Annotated in this window: 26 protein-coding genes; 12 read left to right on the forward strand and 14 right to left on the reverse strand. The window is 70.9% G+C overall.

Going from position 1 to position 26,992, the window contains the following annotated elements; all coding sequences use genetic code 11:
• Positions 1-40: 40 nt before the first annotated feature.
• From ACQPXB_RS09225 to paaI, 3 genes are read right to left on the reverse strand one after another with little or no spacing between them, the layout of a single operon-like run.
• Positions 41-634 carry a TetR/AcrR family transcriptional regulator gene (locus ACQPXB_RS09225; protein WP_386948737.1) on the reverse strand — a complete coding sequence of 198 codons (594 nt, stop codon included), beginning with the start codon at positions 632-634 and terminating at the stop codon, positions 41-43.
• The gene (paaK, locus tag ACQPXB_RS09230; RefSeq protein WP_432850870.1) at positions 631-1,914 is read right to left on the reverse strand and encodes a phenylacetate--CoA ligase PaaK; all 1,284 of its coding nucleotides are present in this window, start codon (positions 1,912-1,914) and stop codon (positions 631-633) included. Before paaK ends, ACQPXB_RS09225 begins: the two co-directional genes overlap by 4 nt.
• Positions 1,911-2,306 carry a hydroxyphenylacetyl-CoA thioesterase PaaI gene (paaI, locus tag ACQPXB_RS09235; protein WP_366579359.1) on the reverse strand — a complete coding sequence of 132 codons (396 nt, stop codon included), beginning with the start codon at positions 2,304-2,306 and terminating at the stop codon, positions 1,911-1,913. Before paaI ends, paaK begins: the two co-directional genes overlap by 4 nt.
• 228 nt (positions 2,307-2,534) lie before the next feature.
• Here paaI and paaZ point away from each other — a divergent pair, with 228 nt between their 5' ends.
• Genes paaZ through paaE form a run of 6 tightly spaced genes read left to right on the forward strand, consistent with a single transcriptional unit; the run spans position 2,535 to position 8,317 of the window.
• Positions 2,535-4,562: a phenylacetic acid degradation bifunctional protein PaaZ gene (paaZ, locus tag ACQPXB_RS09240; RefSeq protein ID WP_432850872.1), complete on the forward strand. Its 2,028-nt coding sequence runs from the start codon at positions 2,535-2,537 to the stop codon at positions 4,560-4,562.
• A complete protein-coding gene (paaA, locus tag ACQPXB_RS09245) occupies positions 4,559-5,569 on the forward strand; it encodes a 1,2-phenylacetyl-CoA epoxidase subunit PaaA (protein WP_366579137.1) in 1,011 nt (336 codons plus the stop codon). Before paaZ ends, paaA begins: the two co-directional genes overlap by 4 nt.
• Positions 5,566-5,850, forward strand: coding sequence for a 1,2-phenylacetyl-CoA epoxidase subunit PaaB (gene paaB, locus ACQPXB_RS09250; protein WP_366579138.1), 285 nt, complete (start codon positions 5,566-5,568; stop codon positions 5,848-5,850). Before paaA ends, paaB begins: the two co-directional genes overlap by 4 nt.
• Before the next feature lie 7 nt (positions 5,851-5,857).
• The gene (paaC, locus tag ACQPXB_RS09255) at positions 5,858-6,754 is read left to right on the forward strand and encodes a 1,2-phenylacetyl-CoA epoxidase subunit PaaC (RefSeq protein WP_366579140.1); all 897 of its coding nucleotides are present in this window, start codon (positions 5,858-5,860) and stop codon (positions 6,752-6,754) included.
• Positions 6,748-7,239 carry a 1,2-phenylacetyl-CoA epoxidase subunit PaaD gene (paaD, locus tag ACQPXB_RS09260; protein WP_366579142.1) on the forward strand — a complete coding sequence of 164 codons (492 nt, stop codon included), beginning with the start codon at positions 6,748-6,750 and terminating at the stop codon, positions 7,237-7,239. Before paaC ends, paaD begins: the two co-directional genes overlap by 7 nt.
• Position 7,240: 1 nt before the next feature.
• On the forward strand, positions 7,241-8,317 hold the full coding sequence (paaE, locus tag ACQPXB_RS09265) for a 1,2-phenylacetyl-CoA epoxidase subunit PaaE (protein WP_432850876.1): 1,077 nt from the start codon (positions 7,241-7,243) through the stop codon (positions 8,315-8,317).
• Here the strand turns inward: paaE and ACQPXB_RS09270 are convergent, their stop codons facing one another.
• The 3 genes from ACQPXB_RS09270 to ACQPXB_RS09280 all read right to left on the reverse strand — a co-directional run bounded on the left by ACQPXB_RS09270 (position 8,318) and on the right by ACQPXB_RS09280 (position 12,286).
• Positions 8,318-9,421: an adenylate/guanylate cyclase domain-containing protein gene (locus ACQPXB_RS09270; RefSeq protein WP_432850878.1), complete on the reverse strand. Its 1,104-nt coding sequence runs from the start codon at positions 9,419-9,421 to the stop codon at positions 8,318-8,320.
• Positions 9,422-9,424: 3 nt separating this feature from the next.
• Complete coding sequence (locus ACQPXB_RS09275) at positions 9,425-9,874, reverse strand: universal stress protein (RefSeq protein WP_364055653.1); 450 nt, start codon at positions 9,872-9,874, stop codon at positions 9,425-9,427.
• A gap of 1,203 nt (positions 9,875-11,077) precedes the next feature.
• Positions 11,078-12,286, reverse strand: a complete 1,209-nt coding sequence (locus ACQPXB_RS09280; RefSeq protein WP_432856509.1) for a chromosome segregation protein — start codon at positions 12,284-12,286, stop codon at positions 11,078-11,080.
• Positions 12,287-12,537: 251 nt separating this feature from the next.
• Between ACQPXB_RS09280 and ACQPXB_RS09285 the strand changes: the two genes are divergently transcribed.
• Both ACQPXB_RS09285 and ACQPXB_RS09290 read left to right on the forward strand, forming a co-directional pair.
• Positions 12,538-12,906, forward strand: a complete 369-nt coding sequence (locus tag ACQPXB_RS09285; RefSeq protein ID WP_366579148.1) for an SPW repeat protein — start codon at positions 12,538-12,540, stop codon at positions 12,904-12,906.
• Between the two features lie 10 nt (positions 12,907-12,916).
• The gene (locus ACQPXB_RS09290; protein ID WP_386948719.1) at positions 12,917-13,489 is read left to right on the forward strand and encodes a TetR/AcrR family transcriptional regulator; all 573 of its coding nucleotides are present in this window, start codon (positions 12,917-12,919) and stop codon (positions 13,487-13,489) included.
• 186 nt (positions 13,490-13,675) lie between these two features.
• On the opposite strand, the gene mce is transcribed toward ACQPXB_RS09290, so the two are convergent.
• On the reverse strand, positions 13,676-14,134 hold the full coding sequence (mce, locus tag ACQPXB_RS09295; protein ID WP_366579152.1) for a methylmalonyl-CoA epimerase: 459 nt from the start codon (positions 14,132-14,134) through the stop codon (positions 13,676-13,678).
• A 154-nt stretch (positions 14,135-14,288) separates the two neighbouring features.
• On the opposite strand from mce, the gene ACQPXB_RS09300 reads away from it, so the two are divergent.
• Together ACQPXB_RS09300 and ACQPXB_RS09305 are read left to right on the forward strand one after the other, a co-directional pair.
• A complete protein-coding gene (locus ACQPXB_RS09300) occupies positions 14,289-15,479 on the forward strand; it encodes an acetyl-CoA C-acetyltransferase (RefSeq protein ID WP_366579154.1) in 1,191 nt (396 codons plus the stop codon).
• 192 nt (positions 15,480-15,671) lie between these two features.
• Positions 15,672-17,615 (forward strand): UvrD-helicase domain-containing protein, encoded by a 1,944-nt coding sequence (locus ACQPXB_RS09305; RefSeq protein ID WP_432850881.1) that lies wholly within the window; start codon positions 15,672-15,674, stop codon positions 17,613-17,615.
• A 19-nt stretch (positions 17,616-17,634) separates the two neighbouring features.
• On the opposite strand, the gene ACQPXB_RS09310 is transcribed toward ACQPXB_RS09305, so the two are convergent.
• Positions 17,635-18,639, reverse strand: coding sequence for a trypsin-like serine peptidase (locus tag ACQPXB_RS09310; protein ID WP_432850883.1), 1,005 nt, complete (start codon positions 18,637-18,639; stop codon positions 17,635-17,637).
• A gap of 127 nt (positions 18,640-18,766) precedes the next feature.
• On the opposite strand from ACQPXB_RS09310, the gene ACQPXB_RS09315 reads away from it, so the two are divergent.
• Complete coding sequence (locus ACQPXB_RS09315; RefSeq protein ID WP_432850885.1) at positions 18,767-19,483, forward strand: peptidylprolyl isomerase; 717 nt, start codon at positions 18,767-18,769, stop codon at positions 19,481-19,483.
• A gap of 349 nt (positions 19,484-19,832) precedes the next feature.
• Positions 19,833-20,570: an isocitrate lyase/PEP mutase family protein gene (locus ACQPXB_RS09320; RefSeq protein WP_432850887.1), complete on the forward strand. Its 738-nt coding sequence runs from the start codon at positions 19,833-19,835 to the stop codon at positions 20,568-20,570.
• A 329-nt stretch (positions 20,571-20,899) separates the two neighbouring features.
• On the opposite strand, the gene ACQPXB_RS09325 is transcribed toward ACQPXB_RS09320, so the two are convergent.
• The 6 genes from ACQPXB_RS09325 to ACQPXB_RS09350 all read right to left on the reverse strand — a co-directional run bounded on the left by ACQPXB_RS09325 (position 20,900) and on the right by ACQPXB_RS09350 (position 26,895).
• Positions 20,900-22,531: a solute symporter family protein gene (locus ACQPXB_RS09325; RefSeq protein ID WP_366579164.1), complete on the reverse strand. Its 1,632-nt coding sequence runs from the start codon at positions 22,529-22,531 to the stop codon at positions 20,900-20,902.
• Complete coding sequence (locus ACQPXB_RS09330) at positions 22,528-22,887, reverse strand: DUF485 domain-containing protein (protein ID WP_366579166.1); 360 nt, start codon at positions 22,885-22,887, stop codon at positions 22,528-22,530. The genes ACQPXB_RS09325 and ACQPXB_RS09330 overlap by 4 nt, the downstream gene beginning before the upstream one ends.
• Before the next feature lie 71 nt (positions 22,888-22,958).
• The gene (locus tag ACQPXB_RS09335) at positions 22,959-24,701 is read right to left on the reverse strand and encodes a cation acetate symporter (protein WP_366579168.1); all 1,743 of its coding nucleotides are present in this window, start codon (positions 24,699-24,701) and stop codon (positions 22,959-22,961) included.
• A gap of 25 nt (positions 24,702-24,726) precedes the next feature.
• Positions 24,727-25,077, reverse strand: a complete 351-nt coding sequence (locus tag ACQPXB_RS09340) for a hypothetical protein (RefSeq protein WP_366579169.1) — start codon at positions 25,075-25,077, stop codon at positions 24,727-24,729.
• Positions 25,078-25,084: 7 nt separating this feature from the next.
• The gene (locus ACQPXB_RS09345; RefSeq protein ID WP_386948695.1) at positions 25,085-25,840 is read right to left on the reverse strand and encodes a LytR/AlgR family response regulator transcription factor; all 756 of its coding nucleotides are present in this window, start codon (positions 25,838-25,840) and stop codon (positions 25,085-25,087) included.
• Entirely contained in the window at positions 25,837-26,895 is a 1,059-nt protein-coding gene (locus ACQPXB_RS09350; RefSeq protein ID WP_366579173.1) for a sensor histidine kinase, read from the reverse strand. The genes ACQPXB_RS09345 and ACQPXB_RS09350 overlap by 4 nt, the downstream gene beginning before the upstream one ends.
• Positions 26,896-26,992 lie beyond the last annotated feature (97 nt).

The raw sequence follows: 26,992 nt of genomic DNA on the forward strand, positions 1-26,992 counted from the left end.
ACTTTCCGGCGACAGATGTCACCTCGGCCGGCGCCGCGGCTCAGGCGCGCAGACCGTCGAACGCCATCTTGCACACCGCGTCCGCCAGCTCCGCGCCCGAGGAACCCCGGCGCGGCCGGTACCACTCGATCAGCGAGTTCACCGTGCCGAACAGCAGCCGCGCGGCCACGGCGGGGTCGATATCGGGGCGCACGTCGCCCTCGGCTTCGGCCTGCTTGACCAGATCCGTCACCAGCCGGTCGAACTCGCGCCGGCGGGCCAGCGCCGAACGTTCCACCTTCGTGTTGCCGCGCACGCGAAGCAGCAGCGTCACGAACGGCAGCCGGTCGGCGAGCACCAGCACACTGCCGCGCACGAGGTGCTCCAGCCGGTCGATCGCGCGCCCGTCGAGCTGCTCCGTGGACGCCGCGACCTCGAACAGCCCGTCGAGCGCCCGGTCCACCGACAGTCGCAGCAGCTCTTCTTTGCTGCGCACGTGGTGGTAGATGGCGGACTTCGTGATGCCCAGCTTGCGCGACAGGTCTTCCATGCTGGTGCCGTCGTAGCCGCGCTCGTTGAACAGCTTCACCGCGACCTGCAACAAGGACTCCAGGTCGTATCCGGGCCGCCCCCGCCGGGCCGGAGAGGTGGTCACGTCTTGTCTCGTTCGTCGATCACGCGACGCATCTTGCCAACCGAACGCTCCAGGGTGTCCGGCTCCACGATGTCGACGGCCACCGTCACACCGACGCCGTCCTTCACACCCGCGATCAACGCCGCCGCCGCGGCCGTCCGGGCGTCCGCCGACGCGTCGTGCCGCGCCTCCACCCGCACGGTCAGGTGGTCCAGCCGGCCGCGCGTCGAGCGCACCAGCTGGAAGTGCGGGCTCAAGGCGTCGGTCCGCAGCACGATCTCCTCGATCTGCGTCGGGAACACGTTGACGCCGCGCAGGATGATGAGGTCGTCGCTGCGCCCGGTCACCTTCTCCATGCGCCGGAACGCGGGCCGCGCCGTGCCCGGCATCAGCCGCGTGAGGTCGCGCGTGCGGTAGCGGATGATCGGCAGTGCCTGCTTCGTCAGCGACGTGAACAGCAGCTCGCCCTGCGCGCCCGACGGCAGCACCTCTTCGCTGAACGGGTCGATCACCTCGGGGAAGAAGTGGTCCTCCCAGATGTGCAGGCCGTCCTTGGTCTCCACGCACTCCTGCGCGACACCCGGCCCCATCACCTCGGACAGGCCGTAGATGTCCACGGCGTCGAGCGCGAAGCGTTCCTCGATCTCCGCGCGCATCTGCTCGGTCCACGGCTCGGCGCCGAAGATGCCGACCTTGAGCGAGCTGGCCCGCGGGTCCACGCCCTGGCGCTCGAACTCGTCGAGCAGCGTGAGCATGTACGACGGCGTCACCATGATGATCTCGGGCCGGAAGTCGGTGATCAGCTGCACCTGGCGCGCGGTCATGCCACCCGACGCCGGGATCACCGTGCAGCCGAGCTTTTCCGCGCCGTAGTGCGCGCCGAGCCCGCCGGTGAACAGGCCGTAACCGTAGGCCACGTGCACCTTGTGCCCCGGGCGCCCACCGGCCGCGCGGATCGAGCGCGCCATCACGGTCGCCCAGGTGTCGATGTCCTGCTCGGTGTAACCGACCACCGTGGGCTTGCCGGTGGTGCCGCTGGACGCGTGGATACGCCGGATCTCGTGCTGCGGCACGGCGAACATGCCGAACGGGTAGTTGTCGCGCAGGTCCGCCTTGGTCGTGAACGGGAACTTCGCGAGGTCGGCGAGTTCCTTGCAGTCGTCCGGGTGCACGCCCGTCTCGTCGAACTTCTTGGTGTAGAAGGGCACGTTGGCGTAGGCGTGCCGCAGTGTCCACTGGAGACGCTCGAGCTGGAGGGCGGCGAGCTCGTCCGCGGAGAGCTTTTCGGCGGTGTCTTTCATCGGGTTTCCCGACTCTTCTCGATGACGCGGCTGCGGCCGCGGAACTCGGCGACGACTTCGGGCCCTTCGGGGGTGTCCCGGTGCACGGTGACGTCGTAGATGCCGTTGCGGCCGTAGCGGGTGCGCTCGGTGGCCGTGGCGGTGAGGTGGTCGCCGAGGCGGCCGGCCGCGACGAAGGAGATCTCCGCGCCGGCGGCGACGGTGACCGGTCCGTGGGTGTTGCACGCGAGGGCGAACGCGGTGTCGGCGAGCAGGAACAGGTAGCCGCCGTGGGCGATGTCGTGGCCGTTGACCATCGACTCCGTCACCTTCATCGTGGCGGTCGCGCGCCCGTCGGCGGCCTCCACGAGCTCGATGCCCAGGCCCTTCGACGCCTCGTCGGTGTCGAACATGGCGTGGGCCGCGTTGCGCGCCGTCACGTCGGGCGACCTCCCCGTGAGTAACTGACCGAATGGCCGGTAATGAAGACCTGCGGTTAGTAAAGATGTGCGGCAGGTTCGCTGTCAAGCAGCAGGACTTCCGATCAGAGCCAGGAGCGGCTACGATGGAATTACTGAACGTCCGGTTGGTAATTCCGCGCGGGTGCCACACTGCGCGACACGGCGAGAGGGTCGGGCCCCATGGTTTTGCTCCGCAGCTACGTCTCCGGCGGCTGGCACACGGCGACGGACGAGGGGACGCCGCTGCACGACGCGGCGACCGGCGAGGAGGTCGCGCGCGTCTCGTCGACCGGCGTCGACTTCGCCGGCGCGCTCGACTACGGCCGCCGTGTGGGCGGTCCCGCCCTGCGTGAGCTCACGTTCCACCAGCGTGCGGCCCTGCTCAAGGCCCTCGCGTCGCACCTGCGCGAGCACCGCGAGGAGCTCTACGCGGTGTCGGCGCGCACCGGCGCAACGCTGGGCGACTCGAAGTTCGACGTCGACGGCGGCATCGGCGTGCTGTTCAGCTACGCCTCGAAGGGCAAGCGTGAGCTGCCCAACGACACCGTGTACATCGACGGTGCGGTGGAGCCACTGAGCAAGGGTGGCACCTTCGTTGCGCAGCACATCGCCGTGCCGCTGCACGGCGTCGCGATCCAGATCAACGCGTTCAACTTCCCGGTGTGGGGGCCGCTGGAGAAGTTCGCGCCCGCGTTCCTCGCCGGGGTGCCGAGCCTGATCAAGCCCGCGAGCCAGACGGCGTACCTCACCGCGAAGCTCGTCGAGCTGATCATCGACTCCGGCATCCTGCCCGAGGGCTCGCTGCAGTTCATCGCCGGCAGCGTCGGCGACCTGCTCGACCACGTGACCGCGCAGGACCTGGTGTCGTTCACCGGTTCCGCGTCCACCGCGCAGAAGCTGCGCGCGCACCCGGCGGTCGTGCGCAACTCCGTGCGCTTCAACGCGGAGGCCGACTCGCTGAACTGCTCGATCCTCGCGCCCGACGCGCGGCCGAGCACGCCGGAGTTCGATCTGTTCGTGAAGCAGCTGGTCACGGAGATGACCGTGAAGGCCGGCCAGAAGTGCACCGCGATCCGCCGCGCGTTCGTGCCGGAAGAGATGCTCGACGACGTCGCCGAGGCCGCGAGCGCGCGCCTGGCGAAGGTCGTGGTCGGCAACCCGACCGCCGAGGGCGTGCGCATGGGTGCGCTGGCCAGCCTGGAGCAGCGCGAAGAGGTCCGCCGCTCGCTCAAGGCCCTGCTCGACGCCGGCAGCGTCGTCTACGGCGACCTGGAGCACGTCGACGTGGTCGGCGCCGACGAGTCGACCGGCGCGTTCATGTCGCCGGTGCTGCTGAAGGCCGACCCGCAGCGTTCGGAGCCGCACGAGGTCGAGGCGTTCGGGCCGGTGTCCACGCTGATGCCCTACACCTCGATCGAGCAGGTCATCGAGTTCGCCGCGCGCGGCGGCGGCAGCCTCGCCGGGTCGATCGTCACCGGCGACCCGGAGTTCGCGCGGACGATCGTGCTGGGCGTCGCGCCGTACCACGGCCGGCTGCTGGTGCTCGACGCCGACGACGCGAAGGAGTCGACGGGCCACGGCTCGCCGATGCCGCAGCTCGTGCACGGGGGTCCCGGTCGCGCCGGCGGTGGCGAGGAGATGGGCGGCATCCGCGGCGTGCTGCACCACATGCAGCGCACGGCCGTGCAGGCCAGCCCGAAGGTGCTCAGCACCGTCACCGGCCGCTGGATCGAGGGCGCGCCGCGCGTGGAAGGTGACCACCCGTTCCGCAAGTCGCTGGCCGAGCTGCGCGTCGGCGACTCCGTGGTGGCGGGCCCGCGCACGGTGACCCGCGCCGACATCGACCACTTCGCCGAGTTCACCGGCGACACGTTCTACGCCCACACCGACGAGGCCGCCGCGGCGGCGAACCCGCTGTTCGGCGGGATCGTCGCCCACGGCTACCTGGTCGTGTCGTTCGCCGCCGGCCTGTTCGTCTCGCCGGAGCCGGGCCCGGTGCTCGCCAACTACGGACTGGAGAACCTGCGGTTCCTCACGCCGGTCAAGGAAGGCGACGCGCTCACCGTGACGCTGACCGCCAAGCAGATCACCCCGCGCATCGACCAGGAGTACGGCGAGGTCCGCTGGGACGCCGACGTCGTGAACCAGACCGGCGATTCCGTGGCGAAGTACGACGTGCTGACGCTCGTTTCGAAGGAGCAGCCGTGACCGCTGTCGCTTCCGAAGAAGACTTGCTCGGCCATTTCGAGCACACCATCGAGCGCGACCAGCGCATCGAGCCGCGCGACTGGGTGCCCGAGGGCTACCGCAAGACGATGATCCGCCAGATCGCGCAGCACGCGCACTCGGAGATCATCGGCATGCAACCCGAGGGCAACTGGATCACGCGCGCGCCTTCCTTGCGGCGCAAGGCGATCCTGCTCGCGAAGGTGCAGGACGAGGCCGGCCACGGGCTCTATCTGTACTCGGCGGCGGCCACGCTGGGCGCGGACCGCGCGGACCTCACCGACAAGCTGATCAGCGGCCGGCAGAAGTACTCGTCGATCTTCAACTACCCGACGCTGACCTTCGCCGACGTCGGCGTGATCGGCTGGCTGGTCGACGGCGCGGCGATCTGCAACCAGGTGCCGCTGTGCCGGTCGTCGTACGGGCCGTACGCGCGGGCGATGATCCGGATCTGCAAGGAAGAGTCGTTCCACCAGCGGCAGGGGTACGAGCTGCTGATGACGATGATGCGCGGCACGCAGCAGCAGCGCGATATGGTGCAGGAGGCCGTGAACCGCTGGTGGTGGCCGTCGCTGATGATGTTCGGGCCGCCCGACGCGGAGTCGCCGAACACCGCGCAGTCCATGGCGTGGAAGGTCAAGCGGCACACCAACGACGAGCTGCGGCAGCGTTTTGTCGACATGTCGGTGCCGCAGGCGGAAGCGCTGGGCGTCACGTTCCCGGACCCGGACCTGCGCTGGAACGCCGATCGCGAGCACTACGACTTCGGTGCCGTCGACTGGGACGAGTTCAAGAACGTGTTGCAGGGCAACGGCCCGTGCAACAAGCAGCGCGTTGCGCATCGGAAGCAGGCCCACGACGACGGTGCCTGGGTGCGTGAGGCCGCTGTGGCACACGCTGCCAAATCGCAGTTGGGGGGTCCAGGGGGGCTCGCCCCCCGGCCGGGGTCTGGGGCTCGGCCCCAGGAAACAGAGGAAGGTTCGCGATGAAGCACGATTGGCCGTTGTACGAGGTGTTCGTGCGGGGCAAGCGCGGCCTGAACCACGTGCACGTGGGCTCGCTGCACGCCGCGGACGACCAGATGGCGCTGCACAACGCCCGTGACCTCTACACGCGGCGCAACGAGGGCGTGTCGATCTGGGTCGTGCGCGCTTCGGACATCACCGCGTCCTCGCCGGACGAGAAGGACCCGTTCTTCGCGCCCAGCGGCGACAAGGTGTACCGGCACCCGACGTTCTACGACATTCCCGACAACGTTCCGCACATGTGAGGCCTTGATGTCCTTCGACAACGTCTACGAGGCCATCACCGAGGACAACGACGCCCGGTGGGCCTTCGGCACCGGCTTCGCCGACCCGCTGTCCGGTGTGGACACTTCCGTTCCGCCTTCGCTGGATGCTTCGGCGTTGGCCGCGTACTGCCTGATGCTGGGTGACGACGCGCTGGTGTTCTCCCACCGCCTCCAGGAGTGGGTCACGAACGCGCCGGAGCTCGAGGACGAGGTGGCGATCGCCAACATCGGCCTCGACCTGCTCGGCCAGGCCCGCCTGCTGTTGGCGCGCGCCGGCAAGGCCGACGGCACCGACCGCTCGGAGGACACGCTCGCGTTCCTGCGGGCCGAGCACGAGTTCCGCAATGTCCGGCTCGCCGAGCTTGGTGGGGGCCACTTCGGCCACCTGATGGCGCGGCTGCTCGTGTTCTCGACCTGGCGGCTGGCGTTGCTGCAGCAGCTCGAGTCCGATGCCGCCTCCGCAGGAGGGAGTACGTCGGCGGAGTCCAGTGTGGACCCAGTGCTCTCGGCGATCGCGGCCAAGGGCGTGAAGGAGCTGGCCTACCACCGCGACTACGCGGCGCAGTGGGTCGTGCGGCTCGGCGACGGCACCGAACTGTCGCACGAGCGCATGCAGGAGGGCCTCGACGCGGTGTGGCCGTACGTCGACGAGCTGTTCAAGACGCACCCGCTGGAGCTGGTGGACGCGGCTACTTTGCGCCCGGAGTTCGACGTCGTCCTCGACCAGGTGCTGGCCGCGGCGACGCTGGAGCGGCCGACTTCGGGTGCCGTGGCCGGCGTGTCCGGCCGGACCGGGCGCGACGGCGTCCACACGGAGCAGATGGGGTTCCTGCTGGCGCAGCTGCAGAGCGTGGCGCGGGCGATGCCGGACGCGACATGGTGACCGCGCTGGCCGTGGCCGCCACGGTGACCGACCCGGAGCTGCCGATGCTCACGCTCGCCGACCTCGGAGTGCTGCGGTCGGTGTCCGAAGAGGACGGTCGCGTGACGGTGGCCATCACCCCCACCTACACCGGCTGCCCGGCCATGGACACCATGCGCGACGACCTGGAGCACGCGCTGCTGGGCGCCGGCTACGCCGACGTCGAGATCCGCACGGTGCTCGAACCGGCGTGGACCTCCGACTGGATCTCGGCCGACGGGCGGCGCAAGCTCGCCGAGGCCGGCATCGCGCCGCCGGGTGCCGCCCCGCGGCGGGCGAGTGGACCGGTGCCGCTCACGTTGTCACCGCCCGTGTCGCGCATCGCGTGCCCGCACTGCGGGTCGCTCGACACGGTGGAGCAGTCGCGGTTCAGCGCCACCGCGTGCCGGGCGCTGCGCCGCTGCCGCGCGTGCCTGGAACCGTTCGAACACGTCAAGGAGATCTGAGTTGACCAGCACGATTTCCCGGCGCACCGGCTTCCACTCCCTGCGGGTGGCCGACGTCGAGCGGCTGTGCGACGACGCGGTCGCCGTGACCTTCGACGTGCCGGAGGAGCTGGCCGAGACGTTCGCCTTCGCGCCCGGCCAGTCGCTGACCTTGCGCCGCACCGTCGACGGCCGGGACGAGCGCCGGTCGTACTCGATCTGCGCTCCGGCCGGCCGGCGGCCACGCGTGGGCGTGCGCCTGGTTCCCGAGGGCGTGTTCTCGTCGTGGCTCGTGCAGGACGTGCGCCCTGGTGACGTCGTCGAGGTCTCCGCACCGACGGGGACCTTCACGCCGGATCTGACCACGGGCGGTCACCACGTGCTGATCGCGGCCGGCTCGGGCATCACGCCGGTGCTGTCGATCGTCGCGTCGCTGCTCGCGACGCCGGACGCCACCGTCACCGTGCTGTACGGCAACCGCCGCACGGACACGGTGATGTTCGCCGACGAGCTGGCCGACTTGAAGGACCGCTACCCGGCGCGGCTGGAGCTCATCCACGTGCTGTCGCGGGAACCGCGCGAGGCCGAGCTGTTCACCGGCCGCCTCGACGCCGACAAGCTGCGCGTGTTGTTCGGCTCGCTGGTGCCGGTGGAGTCGGTGGCCCACTTCTGGCTGTGCGGGCCGTTCGGGATGGTCACCGGCGCGCAGGAGGTGCTGACGGCACTGGGCGTGCCGGAGTCGAGTGTCCACCAGGAGCTGTTCTACGTGGACGACGTGCCGCCGGAGCCGGTCAAGCACGTCGACCCGGCCGTGGCCGGCGCCGCGTCGGAGGTCACGCTCATCCTCGACGGCCGTTCGACGACGATGAGCCTGCCGCAGGAATCGTCCATTCTGGACGGTGCGCAGAATTTCCGGCCGGACCTGCCGTTCGCCTGCAAGGGCGGTGTGTGCGGAACGTGCCGGGCGCGCGTCACCGACGGTGCGGTGGACATGCGGCGGAACTTCGCGCTGGAGAAGGCCGAGGTGGACGCGGGGTTCGTGCTGACGTGCCAGTCGCACCCGGCGAGCGAGCGCGTGACGGTGGACTACGACGCTTGATCAGCGCCTGCGGCGCCGGCGCCGGGACCCCAGCGTGAGGTCTTCGGGACTGTCCGGTTCGGTGGCGGGGCGGGTGGTGTCGGGCAGGCCCATGGCCTCGGCCGCGCGTTCCTGGGCCTCCGCGAACTTCCCGGACGGCCCGTCCTGGGCCCGCCGCAGCACCGACGTCCGCAGCCGGTTGTACCCGCGCACGGCGACGGGCCGGCGGGACCGCAGGTCGTACTCCGGCAGGTGCTCCAGCTCGGCCGCCAGCTCGCGGTCGACCAGCACCGTGCCGGGGCGCGCGACGGACGTGAGCCGCGCTGCGAGGTTCACGACGGAGCCGTAGACGTCGCCGAAGCGGGACAGCACCCGCCCCGAAGCCAGCCCCGCGCGGACCGCGGGCAGGTCGTCCGACGCCGACGCGCGTTCGGTGAGCGTGAGGGCGATCTCGGCGCCCGAGCCGGGGGAGTCGGTGACGAAGAAGACCTCGTCGCCGATCATCTTCACGATCCGGCCGCGGTGGTCGGCGACCACACCCGCGGCCAGTGACTCGAACGCGTCGAGCACGTGGCTGAGCTCGTCCTCGTCGACCTCGCGGGTCATCTTGGTGTAGCCCACCATGTCGACGAAGCCGACGACCTGCGGCCGCGCCTCCAGGTCCTCGTTGGTCGCGAAGGCGCGCCCGGCGTACGCCACGAGGTGACGGCGCCACACGAAGTTCTGCACCTGCTCCAGCTCGGGCAGCAGCCGCGCGACGAGCTTGGTGACCTGGCTGTCGTCGAGGCCCGGGTTTCCGGCGATGAGCGACCACAGCATGTGCACCTGCCACTCGGCCAGGCGCGACAGGTGCTGGCCGAGCGCGCGCGTCACGGCGACCTCGAGGTTGCGCGCCACGAGCCCGGACGCGATGAGCTGGTCGGCAGTGCGCATGGCCTCGACGTCGGCGTCGGTGAACACCACCTCGTCGTCCTCGGCCGCCGCGAACCCGAGCGCGCGCCACAGCCGGCGCGAACGTTCCTCGGGCACCCCGGCCTTTCGGGCCACTTCGAGCCGGGTGTACTTGCGCGGCCCGCCGAGGAGGAGCTTCTCCAGCTGGTGCTGCACCTCAGGGGTTTCGGCCACGGCTCAGGTCGTGTGCACGATCAGCACGTCGACACCCGACTTGCGCGCCACCTCCGCCGGCACCGAGCCGAGGATCCGCCCGGCGAGCGTGTTGAGGCCGCGGTTGCCCACCACGAGCAGATCGGCCGACGTCTCGTGCACGACCTTCCGCAACGCGTGCACCGGCTCCCCGTTCACGGCGATGGTCTGGATGTCCTTCGCCCCCGCCTTCGCGGCCCGATCGCGCGCACTCTGCAACGTGTCCTCCGCCGGCGCCGACCCGACGACCTGGTAGGCCTCGTCGCCCAGCTCGTCCTGCGCCTGCTCCACGTCGTGCTTGCTGGCGGGGTAGTACGCACACACCACGACCAGCTTCGCCTCGGCATCCGCGGCCACCCCCGCCGCCCGATCCACCGCGGCGAACGACGAGTCCGACCCGTCCGTCCCCACCACCACGGTCCGATAGACAGCCATCCGAAACCTCCCGGCGATCCCGAATCGGGGCAGCTCCGCCCCTCTTGTCGGGGGAAGGTTACTCGCCAGTTGGCTCGCCCGCCGTTCGCCTCGGCTCCGCCGGGGCGAACGGCGGGCTCGCTGGTGTTTTTTGCCCCGGCTTCGCCGGGGCGGGCGAGATCGCCTTTGCGCCGGTGCCGGGATCGAGCGGTCTGATCGGCCTGGCGGCCGATCGCACCGCCCGATCCCAACACCGGCGCGATCTCGCGTTGTGGTCGCCTTCAAGGCCCGGTGATTCGGGGGCTTCGTCAGCTGAGGGCGGCTGAGTTCGCACCCCGAGACGGCGGCCGAAGGTCTGAGGCGGGTTGGGTGGAGTCTCGTGTTGTGGCGGCCTGAAGGGCCTGGAGATTCGGGGGCTTTGTCTGCTGAGTCCGGATATGCCGCTGCCTCGGGGAGGTGGCCGGAGGGTCTGAGGCGGGTTGGGTGCGGTCTCGTGTTGTGATCGTTTTCAGGGCCTGGTCGTTCGCGGGCTTCGTCAGCTGAGGGCGGCTGAGTTCGCACCCCGAGACGGCGGCCGAAGGGTCCGAGGCGAGTTGGGGGCGATCTCGCGTGGTGGTCGCCTGAAGGCCTGGTCGTTCGGGGCTTCGTCTGTTGAGGCGGGATGTGCGGCTGCCTCGGGGAGGTGGCCGGAGGGTCCGAGGCGGGTTGGGTGCGGTCTCGTGTTGTGGTGGCCTTCAGGGCCTGATCGTCCCGGCGGCTTTGTCTGTTGAGGCTGGACGTGCCGCTGCGTCGGGGAGGTGGCCGGAGGGTCCGAGGCGAGGTGGGTGCGATCTTGCGTTTTGGTCGCCTGCGGGGCCTGGTGGCCGCGGGCTCGTCAGCCGAGGGCGGAGGTGGCTGCATCCGGGGAAGCCGCAGAGGCAATGGTGGCGGCCGAGGTGGGTTGGGGTGTCGGCGGCTGGGACCGCCGGGGGGCGGGTGCCAGCGGTGGCCTTGCTCCAGGCTGAGTGGGCCGGCGGCTGGTGGTCGAGACCGCGCGTTATCGGCGGTCAAGTGTGGGGTTGGCCCGCAGCGTGTTTGAGCTGTTCAAGGGGAGAACTTCGCGTCTTCGCCGTCGGGAGCGGTCAGTGTGAGCGCCCAACCGCGAGAGCGATGGAGCCGGGGTCGCGGCGCTCGCCGCGGCCCCGGCTCGGCCGGGTCTGGAGGGTGCTTGCCTTCGCCCGGAGGTCAGTCGCCGGTGGGTTTGCCGGGGTGGCCGGAGGCGGGTTGGGGCTGGGGCTTCGGCTTGGGGACGTCGCTGGTGCGGAGGCGGACCGTTTTCTCGACGTCGCCTTCCGCCGAAGCCGAAGCCGAGCTGGAGCTCGAACCCGCGCTCGAACCCGAACCCGAGCCGGTCGAAGCAGCGGGGGCAGCGGCCGCGACCGGGGTCTTCGGCTCGATGGAGGCCTTGATGTCCGCCGGCACCAGTGTGTCCGTCTCGCCGAGGACGTGGTGGGCCTCGGCGAGCACGGTGCGCGCCTGGCGGACCTGTTCGGCGAGGCTGGTGCGGACGTTGCGCAGCGCCTCGACGCGTTCGTTGGCCTGCGTGATGCGGCGGTTGGACTCGTCGGTGGCCGTGCGGACGCGGCGGCGGGCCTCGTCGGCGGCTTCGGCGAGGCGGGCGTTGGCCTCGGTGATCGAGTCCTGCTTGCGCTTGTTCGCGTCGGCGACGGACTCCCGCTGGCGGCGCTCGATGTCGGCGCGGGCGGCTGTTTCCTCTTCCAGCACCTTGGCGCGGATGGCGGCGGCGTCCTCGGCGGCTTCGCGCACGCGGCGCTCGGCTTCGGCCTTCGACGCGGCCTCCTGCTCGGCCAGCACGCGCATCGCCTCGGTGCGGCGGGCGGCCATGGCGATCTCGAAGTCCTCTTCGACCTGCGTGCGGCGGGCCTCGGACTCCGCGTCGAGCTTGTTGCGCTCGGCCTCGGCCTTGTCGGTGATCGACTTCGCCTCGGCGCGGGCGTCCTCGAGGACCTTGCGGTGCTCGGCTTCCATCTCCTTGCGGCGCAGGTCGAGCTCGGTGAGCAGCTGCTCGTACCGCGCGCGCATGGCGCTGGCGTCGGTCTCCGCCTTGGCGCGGATGTGGCCGGCCTCGGCCTCGGCGCGCGCCCGCGTGTCGGCGGACTCGTCCTGCGCCAGGCGCAGCATCCGCTGCAGGCGCTCGGACAACCCCTCGACGCTCGTCGGCGGCTGCGCCAGCCGGTCGACCTGCCCGCGCAGGTCGGCGATCTCACCGCGCGCGATCTCCAGCTGCCGGGCCAGATCACCTGCCTGGGCGATGGCGGCGTCGCGGTCGCCGGTGAGCATCTTCAGGTCGGCATCGAGCCGTTCCAGATGTTCGTCGACCTGCGCTCGGCTGTACCCGCGCTTCGCCACGTCGAAGCCGGCTCCCAGCGGCACAAGCTCCCGTTCCTCGCCAAGGCTCATGGCCCTACCGTAGCCGCTACGGGGTCACGGACGGGTGAGCACCCACGGTGTCCGGACGAGCCTGCGCCGAGCGGCCGAACACAGTAGCCCGATGGCCGAAAACCACGCCGGAACCGGTTGTGCGCAACTGTGACCCACAGATCTTGACCGGCCGGCCAACCAAGGCGCATGATCGAAGTAGGGAAACTTCCTGAACAGCAGGTTCTCTGCGGAGGTGAGCACGAATGAGTGAAGTCTCGACGCGCGCCTGGACCCGGCCCCACGACTGGGCCGAGGTCGTCATCGGTATTGTCGCCGCTCTTTCACCCCTTTGGCTGAGCACGGACACGATGACGATGTGGACGATGGTGATCCTCGGTGCGCTGATCGCCATCGACGGCCTGGTATCGCTCGCGGCGCCAGGTGTCGTCTACGGCGAGGGCATCCAGGTCGTCCTCGGGGTGTTGCTGTTCATCGCGCCGTGGGTGATGGGGTACACCGAACTCAACGGGGCGTCCTGGACGTCCTGGGTCGCCGGTGCGCTCACGATCATCGCCGGCGCCGCCGCGATGCCGATGGCCACCGCCGCCCACCGGACGGCGATGCCGCACTGAAGGAGCTGACATGACAGATGACTCGGCGAAGGAGCGGATCCTCTGCGCGGCTGAAGCGCTCTTCGCCGAGTCCGGCTTCGACGCCACCCCGACGTCCCGCATCGCGGAGCGCGCCGGGGTGCCGAAGGGTCTGGTCCACTACTACTTCCGCCGCAAGTCCGACCTGCTGGCGGCCCTGGTCGCGCGGCTGCCCGACGAGAACATCGAGCCCGCCGCCGTCGTGGTGCCCGGTGACCTCGCCGGGTCGCTGCGCCGGCTCGTCTCGGAGCTCGACCGCCGCTTCACTGGCTCACTCGGCCTCTCCCACGTGCTCTGGCGCGAGGCCGACACGCACTACGTCGTGCGCGACGCCCTCGGAGAACGCTTCCAGCACCTCGTGCGCCTGGTCCGCGCGGTGATCGTGGCCGCCACGGGCGGGCGCCTCGCCGTCGCCGACCTCGACAGCGCCTCCGGCCTGCTCGCCCGCGCCGTCAGCCACCGCCACGCCACGGCCCGCCACTCCGGCGACGACCTCCCGGCCGAGTTCGACGGCGAGCTCGTCTTCCTGGCCAACGCGTTGTCGGCGAAGGCGAAAGAGTCCTAGCGTCGTCGCGGACGAGGCCGTGCCTGGACGTATCCGTCGAGTCGCCGGCATCCGATCCCGCGGGGACGCCGGTTTCGGAATCGGTGACCTCCGGCGATCCGGGATCGCCGGAGGCGAGCCGGCGTTCGAACCCGGCTTCCTCGACTTCACCGCGCGAGATCAGTCGCGCGGTGAAAACCGCGAGTCCTAGTGCGCCGCCGGCTCCACCAACTCCACCAGCACCCCACCAGCGTCCTTCGGGTGCACGAAGTTCACCCGGCTGTTCGACGTCCCACGCTTGGCCTCGTCGTACAGCAGCCGTAGCCCTTGCTCCCTCAACGCAGCCGCGGCGGCGTCCACATCGGACACCCGGAAGGCGAGCTGCTGCAGGCCGGGACCGTTGCGCCCGAGGAACTTCGCGATGGTCGAGTCGTCGCGCAGGGGCGCGAGGAGCTGGATCATCGTTTCGGTGCCCGCGGTGCCGGGGGCGCGCAGCATCGCTTCGCGGACGCCCTGCTCCTCGTTCACCTCCTCGTGCGCGACCTCCAGGCCGAAGTGCTCCTTGTGGAACGCGATCGCTTCGTCGAGGTCGGGAACCGCGATCCCGACGTGGTCGATCGCGGTCACGAACGGGGTGAGCACGGCTTGGATGGACTCAGTGTTCATGGGGGCAGGATAAAGGCCACCACCCTGGTGAAGCCCCCTGAAATCCACGGACTCCATCCAAGACGTGCGCCCCCTCACACTGGCTCCATCAAGAAGCCGTGGGCCCGGGTACAGTCGTGAGACTGTAGGTGTTCCTAATTCTTGGGAGGACGACGTGTCCGGTTCCGTGATCCTGGGTGCGGCCCGTACCCCCATCGGGCGGCTGCTCGGCTCGCTGAAGGACTTCACCGGTGCGCAGCTCGGTGGCATCGCCATCAAGGCCGCGCTGGAGCAGGCCGGGGTTTCGCCGTCCGAGGTCGAGTACACGATCATGGGCCAGGTCCTCACCGCGGGCGCGGGCCAGATCCCGGCGCGCCAGGCCGCCGTCGCCGCGGGCATCTCGATGGACGTCCCGGCGCTCACGATCAACAAGGTGTGCCTCTCGGGCCTCGACGCCATCGCGCTCGCCGACCAGCTCATCCGCGCCGGCGAGTTCGACCTCGTCGTGGCGGGCGGCCAGGAGTCGATGACGCAGGCACCGCACCTGCTGCCGAAGTCCCGTGGCGGCTTCAAGTACGGCGACGTGACCATGCTCGACCACATGGCCTACGACGGCCTCTTCTGCGCGTTCGACCAGGTCGCCATGGGCGCCTCGACGGAGAAGCACAACGCGCGTTACGGCATCACGCGCGAGCAGCAGGACGAGTTCTCCGCGCGCTCCCACCAGCGCGCCGCCGCCGCCATCGAGGCCGGCTTCTTCCGCGAGGAGATCGCGCCGGTCACCATCCCGCAGCGCAAGGGCGACCCGATCGTCTTCTCCACCGACGAAGGCGTCCGCGCCGACACCACCGTCGACGGCCTCGCCAAGCTGCGCCCCGCCTTCGCCTCCGACGGCACCATCACCGCCGGCTCGTCGTCGCAGATCTCCGACGGTGCCGCGGCCGTGATCGTCGCCAGCCCCGAAAAGGCCGCCCAGCTGGGCCTCACCCCGCTGGCCGAGATCGGCGCCCACGGCGTCGTCGCCGGCCCCGACGCGTCGCTGCACGAGCAGCCGTCCAACGCCATCCGCAAGGCTCTGGCGAAGGCCAAGCTCGACGTCGGCGACCTCGACCTGGTGGAGATCAACGAGGCGTTCGCCGCGGTCGGTGTGGTCGCCAGCGAGAAGCTCGGCCTGGACCCGTCGAAGGTCAACGTCAACGGCGGCGCCATCGCCCTGGGCCACCCGATCGGCGCCTCGGGCGCCCGCCTTGCGGTGCACCTGATCCACGAACTGCGCCGCCGCGGCGGCGGCCTGGGCGCCGCCGCGCTCTGCGGCGGTGGCGGCCAGGGTGACGCGCTGCTGCTGCGGGTTCCCGCGGCCAAGTAGTTTTCGGTTCGGCTGAAGGCCGGGCAGCCCGTTGCGGCTGCCCGGCCTTTGTCGTCGGCGGACGCGTCAGACGTGCTGATTTCGATCTTCCGCGGCGACTGCTGCATCCGGGTGATTGCCGTCGAAGATCACCCGCCCCTTGTTTCTCCTGGCAATAATCCGAACGCGGACAGTGACCAGGAGGGGGAGCGAATGGTGCTGAGCGCGCACGGGAAGAGGCAGGTCCAATGTCAGGCGGCGGAGCTGCTGGCGAAGCGCTTTCCGGAATTGGACTCGTTGCGGCGCAACGTGTTCGGCGAGTTGGTGGCGCACACGGCGGAAGGCTGGCACGTTCTGCTCCGGTCGGATCTGCCCGCGCCGGCGGAAACCGCCGACGCGTTCCTGCTGGGGCCGGCCGGGGTGTTCGCCGTGGTGGTCGCGGACCGGCCGCCCGAGTCGGGTCAGGCCGTGCTGAGGCACGCCGAAGAGCGGTTCGCGTCGATCCGCGGTTCGCAAGGCCGCCTGCTTGCGCCGACCGCCATCACGCTCGTGGTGATCGGCGGTGCCACCCGGTCGCCGCGCGGAGCCGGGCCGTACTGGGCCCTTCCGGTGGTGGACCTGGACAAGGTGTTCCGCCGGGGCGACGGCGGACTGACCCGTCGCCAGGTGGCCGAATTGGCGTCGGCCGTGGTCCAGCGGTTGCCCGAGTACTCGGCCCTGTCGGTCAAGCCACCCGAGCGCGAGCCTGAAGCAGCCGGGCTGCTGGCCGCGCAGGACGTCGCCGAAGGCCAGCTGACGGCGGCGTTGAAGAGGCCGTTCGAGAGCTGGATGACGTTCTTGCACCCGCAGCAGCACGCCATCGTCGCGCGCGAGTACGGCGGCCCCGCCCGGATCAGCGGGCCGGCCGGCACGGGCAAGACGGTGGTCGCGTTGCACCGCATGCGTCACGTGGGCCGGCGGAGCGTGGGCCCGCTGCTGTTCACCACGTTCGTCCGGACTCTGCCGACGGTGCACGCGGCGGCGTTCCGCCGGCTGGCACCCGAGCTGGAGGGGCGCGCGGAGTTCGTGAACCTGCACGCGTGGGTTCGCGGGCTGCTCGCGGGTCGCGGGGTGGAGCTGAACGTGCAGCGCGGCGGCATCGACACCGCGTTCAACCGGGCACGGGCGCGCCATCACGCCGCGCTGGAGGAGATCGAACCGGATTTCGAGTACTGGCGCACCGAGGTCGACCGCGTGATCAAGGGCCGAGGGTTGCGGACTCTCGAGGAGTACAAGAAGGTCCCGCGCCGAGGCCGCCGGCTGGCGCTCGGTGACGCGCACCGTGAACGGGTCTGGGCGCTGTACGAGGCGTATCGCGACAATCTCGTCGAGCGCGGGGTGCACGACTACAACGACGTGCTCACCGCGGCGCACGCTTCGCTGGTCGAACGGCCGCTCGACAACCCGTATGCGCTGGTCGTCGTCGACGAGGTCCAGGACATCACGCTCGTCGGCCTGCGATTGCTCCGCGAGGTCGCGGGCGACGGGCCGAACCGGCTGCTGCTCGTCGGCGACGGCCAGCAGCAGGTTTATCCCGGTGGGTGGCGCCTGTCCGACGCCGGCATCCCCGTGCAGGGCCGGGGCGAGGTGCTGAAAGTCAACTACCGCAACCGGTCGGGCATCCTCGACTTCGCGCGCCGCATCGACGCGGGCAACAGCGTCGACGACCTCGACGGTGCCGCGGGCGTCGTGCTGCGCGACGCCGAGGTGGTCAACGACGGCGGACGCACGCAGACGTGGACGGGCAGCAAGGCGGACCTTCCCCGCGCGCTCACTGCGGTGCTGCGGAACGTGGAGCCGGCGCACACCGCGCTGATCACGTTCACCAAACACGACGCCGACGAGTGCCGCCGGCTGCTGGAGAGCGCCGGAGTGGCGACGCAGAGCCTCGAACAGCACACCGGGGAGCCGGATGACCGCGTGAAGGTCGGCACCGTCCACCGCGCGAAGGGACTGGACTTCCAGGCGGTGCTGGCCGTCCAGTTCCCGCTTCGGGACTCCGCGAACAGCGCTGCCGCTCGCCGCGAAGCCGACGAGATGCGAGACCGGCAGAGGCTCGTCGCGGCGACCCGGGCGCGGGATTTCCTGTGGTGGGGTGTGGTGGAGGACGCGGCGTGAACCGGTCCTCCACCGCCCGTCAGGCGTGCTGCGCCGCTTCGAACAACGGCTTCGTCACCGCCGTGCTGAACTGCGGGCCCACCAGGTAGCGCGTGCACCCGGCGTCGCGGTCGCACGGCTGGCCCGCGGCGTCGAAGAAGCCGGCCTCCGTGTTGTCGCCGACGACCGTGCCGAGGCCGGTCTTCGGGTTGAAGTCGCGCAGGCGCGGGCCGCCGCTGGAGCCACCGCCCATGACGCACGCCGTGCCCCACTGGTTCGGCGAGTCGGGGAAGTCCGGGGTGCCCGGCCATTCGCGCGTCGGGCCCGTGCAGAACGCCAGGCGGGCGCCCGTGTACTCGGGCAGGCCTTCGCGCGCGGGGTCGGCCGAGGCGCGGGGGTAGCCGAACTGGACCACGTCGGCGCTGCCCGGCCGGTCGAAGCCGATCTTCTGCGCGGCGCCCACCTTGTCCTGCACGGAAACGCCGTGCACGCCGCGGTTGAGGACCACGAACGCCTGGTCGAAGGTGTCGAACTTCTGCGCGTCGATCTGGTCGTTCGCGAGCCACGTGCTGTCCGCGACGCCGAAGCGGCCGACGAACTTCCCGTACGGCGCCTGCCCGTCGTGGTAGCCCGGGATGAACATCGAGTGGGCGTTCCACTGGTTGTCCTCGCCGAGGAGGTCGGTGTTGTTCACGCAGTGCCCGGCCGTGACGACGGTGCTGCGGTTCGCGCTGTCCACCACGGTGGCCGTGCAGCTGGAGTCCTCGCCGTGGTCGGTGAAGAAGAGCCGGCCGACGGTTTTGGCCACGGCGTTGGCGGTGGTCCAGGGCGCGCCGTCGGGGCCGCCCGTCGGCGGGTTGTCCGACGACGGCTGCGTGAGCGCGTTCATCCGTTCGGGGGTCCAGTAGTCGAGCACGGCCTGCTGTTCGGCCGCGGACACGGCCAGGGGCTGCACGACCGGTCCGGTCGCGGCGGACGCGACGGCGGGCAGCGCGCAGGCCACCGCGGCGGCCGCCACCGCGCTGAGGAAGAGGCGAGTGATCATGACCCGCGACGTTAGGGAACGGTTGTCAGGAGCCCGTCAGCGTTTCGTGAGCCTCCCACTTTCGCCGGATGCCGATTGGTTCGAACCCTGCTTATGCTTCCGTGATTCGTTCACTGGGAGGAAACGCATGAAAAAGCTCGTCGTCACCACGTTGGCCGTCGGTTCCCTGCTCGCCGCGTTCGCGCCGGCAGCGGGCGCCGCGACAGTGGCGAACAGCGAGCCCACCACCACCCACGGCGCCTGCCAGTACACGGAAACGCCCGACGAGCCCGCCGCCCGTCCCGTGCCCCTGCCGCCCGACCCGCAGCACACCCCCGACCGCGGCAAGGTCGCAGTCCCCGTGATCACCAACCAGGGGCTGCTTCCGCTGACGCTCGACCGCGCCGAAGCGCCGTGCACGGTGCAGAGCTTCCTGCACCTCGCCCGCCACGGCTTCTTCAACCAGACGACCTGCCACCGGCTCACCGACTACCCGACCCTGAAGGTCCTGCAGTGCGGCGACCCGACGGCCACCGGCGAAGGCGGCCCGGGATATAGCTTCCGCGACGAACTGCCCACCGACCTGCCGCCGGCCTCCAACCCGGCGGCCCGCATCTACTCCCGTGGCCTGGTCGCCATGGCCAACGCCGGCCCGGACACCAACGGCAGCCAGTTCTTCCTCGTCTACGGCGACTCCACCCTGCGCCCCGACTACACCGTGTTCGGCACCGTCGGGCCGCTCGGCCTGAACACCCTCGACCGCGTCGCCGCCGGCGGCATCGTGCCCGAACCGGGCGGCGAACCCACCGACGGCGCCCCGTCGCGCAAGACCAACCTGGAGCTGGTGCTGCCGCTCGGGTTGTAGCTCGATATCTCCCGCAGCGCCTGCACCGGTCAACGCGTGCCCCGGCTTCAGAATCCAGCAGGTGCGGCTCCGCCGGGTTCCCTTGTGGACGGACCGTCGAGGGCACGGCGGGGCCCCACCGTTGCCGGCGGCCGCACGGATCGCGCCGGCCAGGCCCGCTCGTCCGCGGGAGGGCCACCAGCCGAGGTGCACGTCGAGGCCTGAACTCGTCCACACTTCCGGCCCAGGACTGGACCACACGGGTGGGCCCGGTTGCCGCTAGCGTGAACGGCATGTCGAACCGCATCTGCCTCGGGCGCGGTGTGCCCGAGACCTACCCGGCCATGGCCCAGCTCCCGGACCGCGAAGCGTGAGCGCCGCCGAACTCCGGGCGCTGCACGTGCCCGGCCGGCCGCTGGTCCTGCCCAACGCGTGGGACGCCGACTCGGCCCGGCTGGTGGAAGCGGCCGGGTTCCCGGTCGTGGCCACGAGTTCCGCGGCCGTCGCCGCCGCGCTCGGCCACGCCGACGGCGAAGCCGCCCCCGCCGGCGAAATGCTGCTCGCGGCCGCGCGCATCGTCCGGGCGGTGTCGGTGCCGGTGACCGTCGACGCGGAAAGCGGTTACGACCTCATCCCGGCCGAGCTGGTCGACCGCCTGCTGGACCTTGGCGCGGCCGGCTGCAACCTCGAGGACACCGACCACTCACGAAGCGAGCTGCGGCCCGTCACCGACCAAGCCGATCGCCTGGCCGCCCTGCGCCAAGCCGCCGGCCAGGACCTGGTGATCAACGCCCGCATCGACGCGTTCATCGGCGCCCCCGACCCCCACGCCGTCTTCGCCGACGCCGTCACCCGTGGCCAGGCCTACCTCGCGGCCGGCGCCGACTGCGTCTACCCGATCACACTGACCGACCCGGATCTCCTCGCCGAGTTCGTCCGCGAAACCGGCGCCGTCAACGCGTCCCTGCCCCACGGCGGCCCGGGCCTCCCCGCCCTCGCCTCCCTCGGCGTCGCCCGTATCTCCCTGGGCGCGGGCCTGTGGCGTCACATGCGCGGCCTGCTCGGAGGCGTTCTGGACGACCTGGCTGCGGGGAAAGTGCCGTACTGAACAAAAAAGCGGCCGGGACTCGAAATCCGGTTCCGGCCGGCCGCAGTGACCACTGCTGCGCCATCTTCGGCGCGTGCGCCGGGTCTGGCCCCATCGGCTGTGCTCCGGCCTCGCCTCGGTGCCTCGGAGTGCCGCCCTTCGGCGGCACAACGCGGCGTGCCCGACGCATCCTTGGCGGACTTGGCCGACGGGAAACTGCGGTACTGAAGCTGCAGCGGGCCGGCCTGCTCGGAGGCGTTCTGGACGACCTGGCTGCGGGGAAAGTGCCGTACTGAACAAAAAAGCGGGCCGGGACTCGAGAGTCCCGGCCCGCTCGAAGCAGACAAACCTCAGTGCTGCACAGCTTTCTCCGCATGCGCACCCGTCAGGGCGCGCACCTCCATCTCCGCGTACTTCTTCGCGTTGCGCTCCTTCGACAGCATCGTGCCGAGCCAGCCGAGGAAGAAGGCGACCGGGATGGACACCAGGCCCGGGTTGTCGAGCGGGAACCAGTGGAAGTCCACGCCCTGCAGCATCGACGCGCTCTTGCCCGTCTTCGCGTCGATCGGCTTGCCCGAGACCGCCGGCGAGAAGACGATCAGCACCAGCGAAACGATGAGCCCGCCGTAGATGCTCCACAGCGCGCCCTGGGTGTTGAACCGCTTCCAGAACAGCGAGTACAGGATCGTCGGCAGGTTGGCCGACGCCGCGACCGCAAAGGCGAGCGCCACGAGGAAGGCGACGTTCTGCCCGTTGGCCAGGATGCCGCCGATGATCGCGACCGCGCCGATGACCACGGCGGTGATCCGGGCGACGCGCACCTCCGACCCCGGCTTCGTCTTGCCCCGCTTGATCACGTTCGCGTACACGTCGTGCGCGAACGAGGCCGACGCGGTGATCGTCAGGCCGGCCACCACGGCGAGGATCGTGGCGAACGCGATCGCCGAGATCAGGCCCAGCAGCACGGGTCCGCCGAGGTTGAGCGCGAGCAGCGGCGCCGCCGAGTTCACGCCGCCCGGGGCGGCCTTGATCTCGTCGGGGCCGACCAGCGCGCCGGCGCCGTAGCCGAGGACCAGCGTGAACAGGTAGAACACGCCGATCAGCACGATCGCCCAGACCACCGAGCGGCGGGCGTCGCGGGCGGTCGGCACGGTGTAGAAGCGCATCAGCACGTGGGGCAGGCCCGCGGTGCCGAGGACCAGCGCGATGCCGAGCGAGAAGAAGTCCAGTTTGGACGTTCCCGTGGCGCCGTACTGCTTGCCCGGCCCGAGCAGCGTCTCACCGGCCTTGCCCGCCTTGTCGACGGCGCCCTGCAGCAGCGCCGAGAAGTTGAAGCCGTACTTGCCGAGCACCCACAGCGTCATCGCGAGCGCGCCGACGATGAGCAGCACGGCCTTGATGATCTGCACCCACGTGGTGCCCTTCATGCCACCGATGAGCACGTAGGCGATCATGATCACGCCCACCACGGCGATGACCACCGACTGCGCGGCCTTGCCTTCGATGCCCAGCAGCAGCGCCACCAGGCCGCCGGCGCCGGTCATCTGGGCCAGCAGGTAGAAGAACGACACGATCAGCGTCGAGATCGCCGCCGCGGCCCGCACCGGACGCTGCCGCATGCGGAACGCCAGCACGTCGCCCATCGTGAACTTGCCGGTGTTGCGCAGCAGCTCGGCCACGAGCAGCAGCGCGACCAGCCAGGCCACGAGGAAACCGATCGAGTACAGGAAGCCGTCGTAGCCGTACACCGCGATGGCGCCCGCGATGCCGAGGAACGACGCGGCCGACAGGTAGTCACCGCTGATCGCGATGCCGTTCTGCGGGCCGGTGAACGCGCGCCCGGCCGCGTAGTAGTCGGAGGCCGTCTTCGTGTTGCGGCTCGCGCGGAACACGATCACGAGCGTGATCAGCACGAACACACCGAAGATGATGATGTTCAGCGTCGGGTTGCTGCCCTCGACGCCTGCCGCGAGGGTTTTCATTCGGACTCCTTCGCGGCCGGGCTCTCGATGTCGTCGCGGATCCGCTCGGACAACGGGTCGAGCTTGCGGTTGGCGTAGCGCACGTACAGCCACGTGATGAGGAACGTCGACACGAACTGCAGCAGGCCGAACAGCAGGCCCACGGTGAAGTTGCCGGCGATCTTCGTGCTCATGAAGCCGTGGGCGTAGTCGGCCAGCAGCACGTAGAGCAGGTACCAGACGAGGAACAGCGCGGTCATCGGGAAGACGAAGCTGCGCAAGCGGTGGCGCAGCTGCCTGAACTCGGCACTCTCCTGTACGTGTTCCCAGTCCATGTCCGGCGGGTCGCCGGTCAGGTCGGTGTCGGTGGGACTCATCGTCACTCCCTCGCGACGCTGCGAATTGTGGTCCGCGCCACAGTAGGGAGGCGAGCGCCCACGAGGAAGCGTCAGCGGTTCAAACGCCGGGCGACACGACGAACGGTCGACGAGCGGTACGCGGGTGCGGACGAATGGGGCGGCTCCGGGCCGGGCGCTCGCTCGTCGAGGTGCAGGCGGAGCATTGCCGCGCCGGCCCAGGACGGCGGGCGGCCGCGCAGGGAGACGGCCACCATCACGCCGAACGCGAGTGGTACCGACCAGGGTGCCGGTTGTGACACCAAGATCGCCACCCAGCCGTCGAGGCGCGGCCCGGCCAGGGCGAACAGGATCGAGCCGGACGACGCGACCAGCCCCGTGACCACGCCGCTGATCGCGCCCGCGGCGGTGAGCCGCGGCCACCAGATGCCGAGCACGAGCAGCGGGCAGAACGTCGACGCGGCCACGGTGAAGCCCCACGTCACGAGCACCCCGGCGTCGAGCTGCGCCGACGGCAGCGACAGCACCACCATCGCCACCGCGACGAACACGACGGTCACCCGCAGGCGGCGCAGGCCCCCGGGCATGAGGTCGTAGGCGATGGCGCCGGACATCACCAGCAGCAGCCCCAGCGACGTCGCCAGGAACGCCGCGAACGCGCCCGCGGTGAGCAGTGCCGTAAACAGCTCGCCGGCCCAGCCGGTGTCCACTTGTGCCGGCAATGCGACGACAACCGTGTCCGTGTCGCCGGAGAGGTAGATCTCGGGCACCAGCACGCGCCCGAGCACGCCGTAGACGCCGGGGAACAGGTAGAACACGCCGAGCAGCGCCACGGTGATCGCGGCGGTCCGGCGGGCGGCGCGGCCGTCCGGGCTGGTGTGGAAGCGCATCAGCACGTGGGGCAGGCCCATGGTGCCCAGCATGGTCGCGATGAGCACGGCCCACGTGCCCAGCAGCGGGTAGCCCTTGTCGAGGTCGAGCAGCGGCCGCTGCCAGTCGGGGCCGCCGAGCGCCGCGCCGTCGCTGACGTCGGGCACAGGCGCGTTGGTGGCGAAGACCAGGCGCTCTCCACTGTGGACGGTCAGCTCACCCGGCGGGAGCGTGCGCGGCCCGGTCGCCGTGACGACGGTGGTGGGCTCGCGCAGGACCACGGTCACGTCGTGCTCGAAGTCCACCGGCGTCTCGTGCGTGAAGCGGGTGAACTCGACGGGCGTGAGCGCGGCGTCGCGGTCGGCGTCGCTCACGTGCAGCACGAGCCACAGCGCGGGCACGAGGAACAGCAGCAGCTTGAGGAAGAACTGGAACGCCTGCACATACGTCGCCGCGCGCATGCCGCCCAGCGCCAGCGTGACGCTCACGGCCGTACCCGCGATGACCACCCCGACCCAGTACGGCGTACCGCCCACGGCCGTGAGCACCAGCCCGGCCGTGCGGAACTGCGGCACGACGTAGATCGTGCCGATCACCAGCACCACGACCGCCGCGATCCGGCGCAGCGCCGGCGAGGCCAGGCGCGCTTCGGCGAAGTCCGGCACCGTCAGCGCCCCGGAGCGCCGCATGGGCGCCGCGACGAGCACGAGCATCGCGATGTAGCCCGCCGTGAACCCGACCGGGTACCACAGCGCGCCGACGCCGTCCTTCACCACGAGCCCCGCCACCCCGAGGAACGACGCGGCCGACAGGTACTCCCCGGACACCGCCGCGGAGTTCACGAACGGCGAGATCCGCCGCGACGCCACCAGGAAGTCCGACGTCGTGCGCATCGCGGCCACCCCGCGCACGCCGATGAGCAGCGTGATGAGCACGACCGGAGTCACCGCCAGCGCGAGGTCCATCAGCGCACCCCGCTCGCGCGGGCCGTCATCGGTCGTCCTCGGCCTTCTCCGCGCGCCGCAGCTGCCAGCGGGCCAGCCCGGCCATCACGGGGTAGGGGAGCAGCGCGATCATCAACCAGGACAACGGAATGCCCCACACGCGCACCGCGTCCAGCCCCGGCGCCACGGCGAACACGGCGGGCAGCCCGAGCACGAGCGCGAACATGGCGACCAGGGCTGGGATGCCGCGTTTGCGTTGCGCGCGGTAGAGCGCGGCGGCGCGTTCGGCGTCGGACGCGCGCAGCCGCGGCATGCGCCACCGCCCGCGCGCCTGCCGGCGGGACCGGGCGAGGCGCGTCTGCGGGCTCATCACGGCGACCCGCCGGACCCGGCTCACGCGCCCCTCACCAAGACGACCCCAGTTGTCCCTGCTGCGCCGCCTCCAGCAACCGGTCGCGCAGCTCGCGCGCGTGCCGCCGGCTCACCGGAACATCCCCGACGGGCGTGTGCGCCAGCAGCCCGCCCGTCGTGTCACTGCGCAGCTCCACCACGGCCGACACCGACAGCAGGTAACCCCGGTGCACCCGCGTGAACCCGGTCCCCTCCCAGTACTCCTCGAGCCGCGAGATCGGCATGCGCACCAGGTGCACCCCACCGCGGGTGTGGAGGCGGACGTAATCCCCGTGGGCTTCGACGAACAACACGTCGTCGCGGCGGACGTACCGCGTGCGGCCGCCCGCGTCGACCGGGAGGGCGGCCATCGCGTCGGGCACCGCGCGCTGGGCCTCCGAAGGCGCCATGCGCACGACCTTCGCCAACGCGGCCGCCAGCCGTTCCGTCCGCACCGGTTTGAGCAGGTAGTCCACCGCGCCGATGCCGTACGCCGCCACGGCATGGCCGTCGTGCGCGGTCACGAACACGATCACCGGCGGCTCCGACAGGCGTGCCAGCAGGGTCGCCAGCTCCAGCCCGTCGAGGCCCGGCATGGAGATGTCGAGGAACACCGCGTCGAAGTGGTCCGCCTGCAACAGCTTCAGCGCGTGCAGCGCATCACCCGCGCCCACGACCTCGCCGACCTCCGGGGCCTCGCGCAGCATCCGGCACAGCTCGTCCAGGGCCGGCGCCAGGTCGTCGACGGCCAGTACCCGCAGCCCGCTCACGGCAGCACCCCCGGCTGGAACCTCGGGACCCGCACGACCACCCGCGTGCCGGCACCCACTTCGGTCTCCACGGTCAGCCCGTACCAGGCGCCGTAGACGTTGCGCAGCCGTCTGTCCACATTGGCCAGACCGAGGCCGCCGCCCTCGGCGACGCGGCCGGCGAGGATGTCGGCCGCGAGTTTCGGGTCCATGCCGACCCCGTCGTCCTCCACGCTGATCACGCAGTCGTTCCCTTCCGCCTGCCCGTGGACCTGCACGAGCCCGGTGGTCGCGCGCGGCTCGATGCCGTGGCGGATGGCGTTCTCCACCAGCGGCTCCAGCACCAGGTACGGCACGGCCACGGCCAGCACCTCCGGCGCCACGCGCACCTGCACCTTCAGCCGTTCGCCCAGCACCGCGCGCTGCAGCGCCAGGTACGTCTCCACCGCGCGGAACTCCTCGGCCACCACGGTGTACTCGCCGTGGCGCGCCAGGCTGTAGCGCGTGTAGTCGGCGAAGTCGAGCATCAGGTCCCGCGCCCGGTCCGGCTCCGAACGCACCAGCGAAGCGATCACCGTCAGCGCGTTGTACACGAAGTGCGGCGACATCTCCGCCCGCAACGCCCGCAGCTCGGCCTGCGCCGCCTGGTCCGCCGACGCCTCGAGCCGGCCGCGTTCCAGGGCCTGCACCACCACGTCGGCCGCCTGCCGCACCACCTCCGAACCCCGCGCGCCCACCACGAGCAACGCGCCGGCCAGCTCGTCGTGGACGTGCAGCGGCACCGCCTCCACGCCGTCGACGACCGCGGGCTCCTCGCTGTGCAGCACCTCGTCGAGCACGTGGGCCACGGTCGCGTCCGGCCCCGGCCGGCCCGACCACAGCAGCGATCCCGACAGGTCCGTGAGCCCCAGGCCGGCCACGCCGAACAGCCGCCGCAGCCCGTGGGCCGCGCGCCGGGCGTGGGTGCCGGCGAGGCCGTCGATGAGGTCGTCGGTGACCTTGCGCGCCGCGGCCAGCACCGGCACCGGGTCGGCGCGCGCGGCGGAGCGCCACGGCAGCCGGACACCCTCGGTCATCGGCGGCCTCCCCTCGGCGACGGAGTCTGGGGGAGTAGATCCTAGCCCCGAACGCGGCGAAGGGGACTTTCCGCGCGGGAAAGTCCCCTTCGCCGCG

This window comes from Amycolatopsis sp. CA-161197 (assembly GCF_050942255.1).
Classification (GTDB): domain Bacteria; phylum Actinomycetota; class Actinomycetes; order Mycobacteriales; family Pseudonocardiaceae; genus Amycolatopsis.

Bases quoted from the DNA above. Each gene is read 5' to 3' on its own strand.
- paaK (WP_432850870.1), bottom strand. From the start codon at position 1,914: ATGAAAGACACCGCCGAAAAGCTCTCCGCGGACGAGCTCGCCGCCCTC.
- paaI (WP_366579359.1), bottom strand. From the start codon at position 2,306: ATGTTCGACACCGACGAGGCGTCGAAGGGCCTGGGCATCGAGCTCGTG.
- paaZ (WP_432850872.1), top strand. From the start codon at position 2,535: ATGGTTTTGCTCCGCAGCTACGTCTCCGGCGGCTGGCACACGGCGACG.
- paaB (WP_366579138.1), top strand. From the start codon at position 5,566: ATGAAGCACGATTGGCCGTTGTACGAGGTGTTCGTGCGGGGCAAGCGC.
- paaC (WP_366579140.1), top strand. From the start codon at position 5,858: ATGTCCTTCGACAACGTCTACGAGGCCATCACCGAGGACAACGACGCC.
- paaD (WP_366579142.1), top strand. From the start codon at position 6,748: ATGGTGACCGCGCTGGCCGTGGCCGCCACGGTGACCGACCCGGAGCTG.
- ACQPXB_RS09275 (WP_364055653.1), bottom strand. From the start codon at position 9,874: ATGGCTGTCTATCGGACCGTGGTGGTGGGGACGGACGGGTCGGACTCG.
- ACQPXB_RS09285 (WP_366579148.1), top strand. From the start codon at position 12,538: ATGAGTGAAGTCTCGACGCGCGCCTGGACCCGGCCCCACGACTGGGCC.
- ACQPXB_RS09290 (WP_386948719.1), top strand. From the start codon at position 12,917: ATGACAGATGACTCGGCGAAGGAGCGGATCCTCTGCGCGGCTGAAGCG.
- mce (WP_366579152.1), bottom strand. From the start codon at position 14,134: ATGAACACTGAGTCCATCCAAGCCGTGCTCACCCCGTTCGTGACCGCG.
- ACQPXB_RS09305 (WP_432850881.1), top strand. From the start codon at position 15,672: ATGGTGCTGAGCGCGCACGGGAAGAGGCAGGTCCAATGTCAGGCGGCG.
- ACQPXB_RS09310 (WP_432850883.1), bottom strand. From the start codon at position 18,639: ATGATCACTCGCCTCTTCCTCAGCGCGGTGGCGGCCGCCGCGGTGGCC.
- ACQPXB_RS09315 (WP_432850885.1), top strand. From the start codon at position 18,767: ATGAAAAAGCTCGTCGTCACCACGTTGGCCGTCGGTTCCCTGCTCGCC.
- ACQPXB_RS09325 (WP_366579164.1), bottom strand. From the start codon at position 22,531: ATGAAAACCCTCGCGGCAGGCGTCGAGGGCAGCAACCCGACGCTGAAC.
- ACQPXB_RS09330 (WP_366579166.1), bottom strand. From the start codon at position 22,887: ATGAGTCCCACCGACACCGACCTGACCGGCGACCCGCCGGACATGGAC.
- ACQPXB_RS09335 (WP_366579168.1), bottom strand. From the start codon at position 24,701: ATGGACCTCGCGCTGGCGGTGACTCCGGTCGTGCTCATCACGCTGCTC.
- ACQPXB_RS09350 (WP_366579173.1), bottom strand. From the start codon at position 26,895: ATGACCGAGGGTGTCCGGCTGCCGTGGCGCTCCGCCGCGCGCGCCGAC.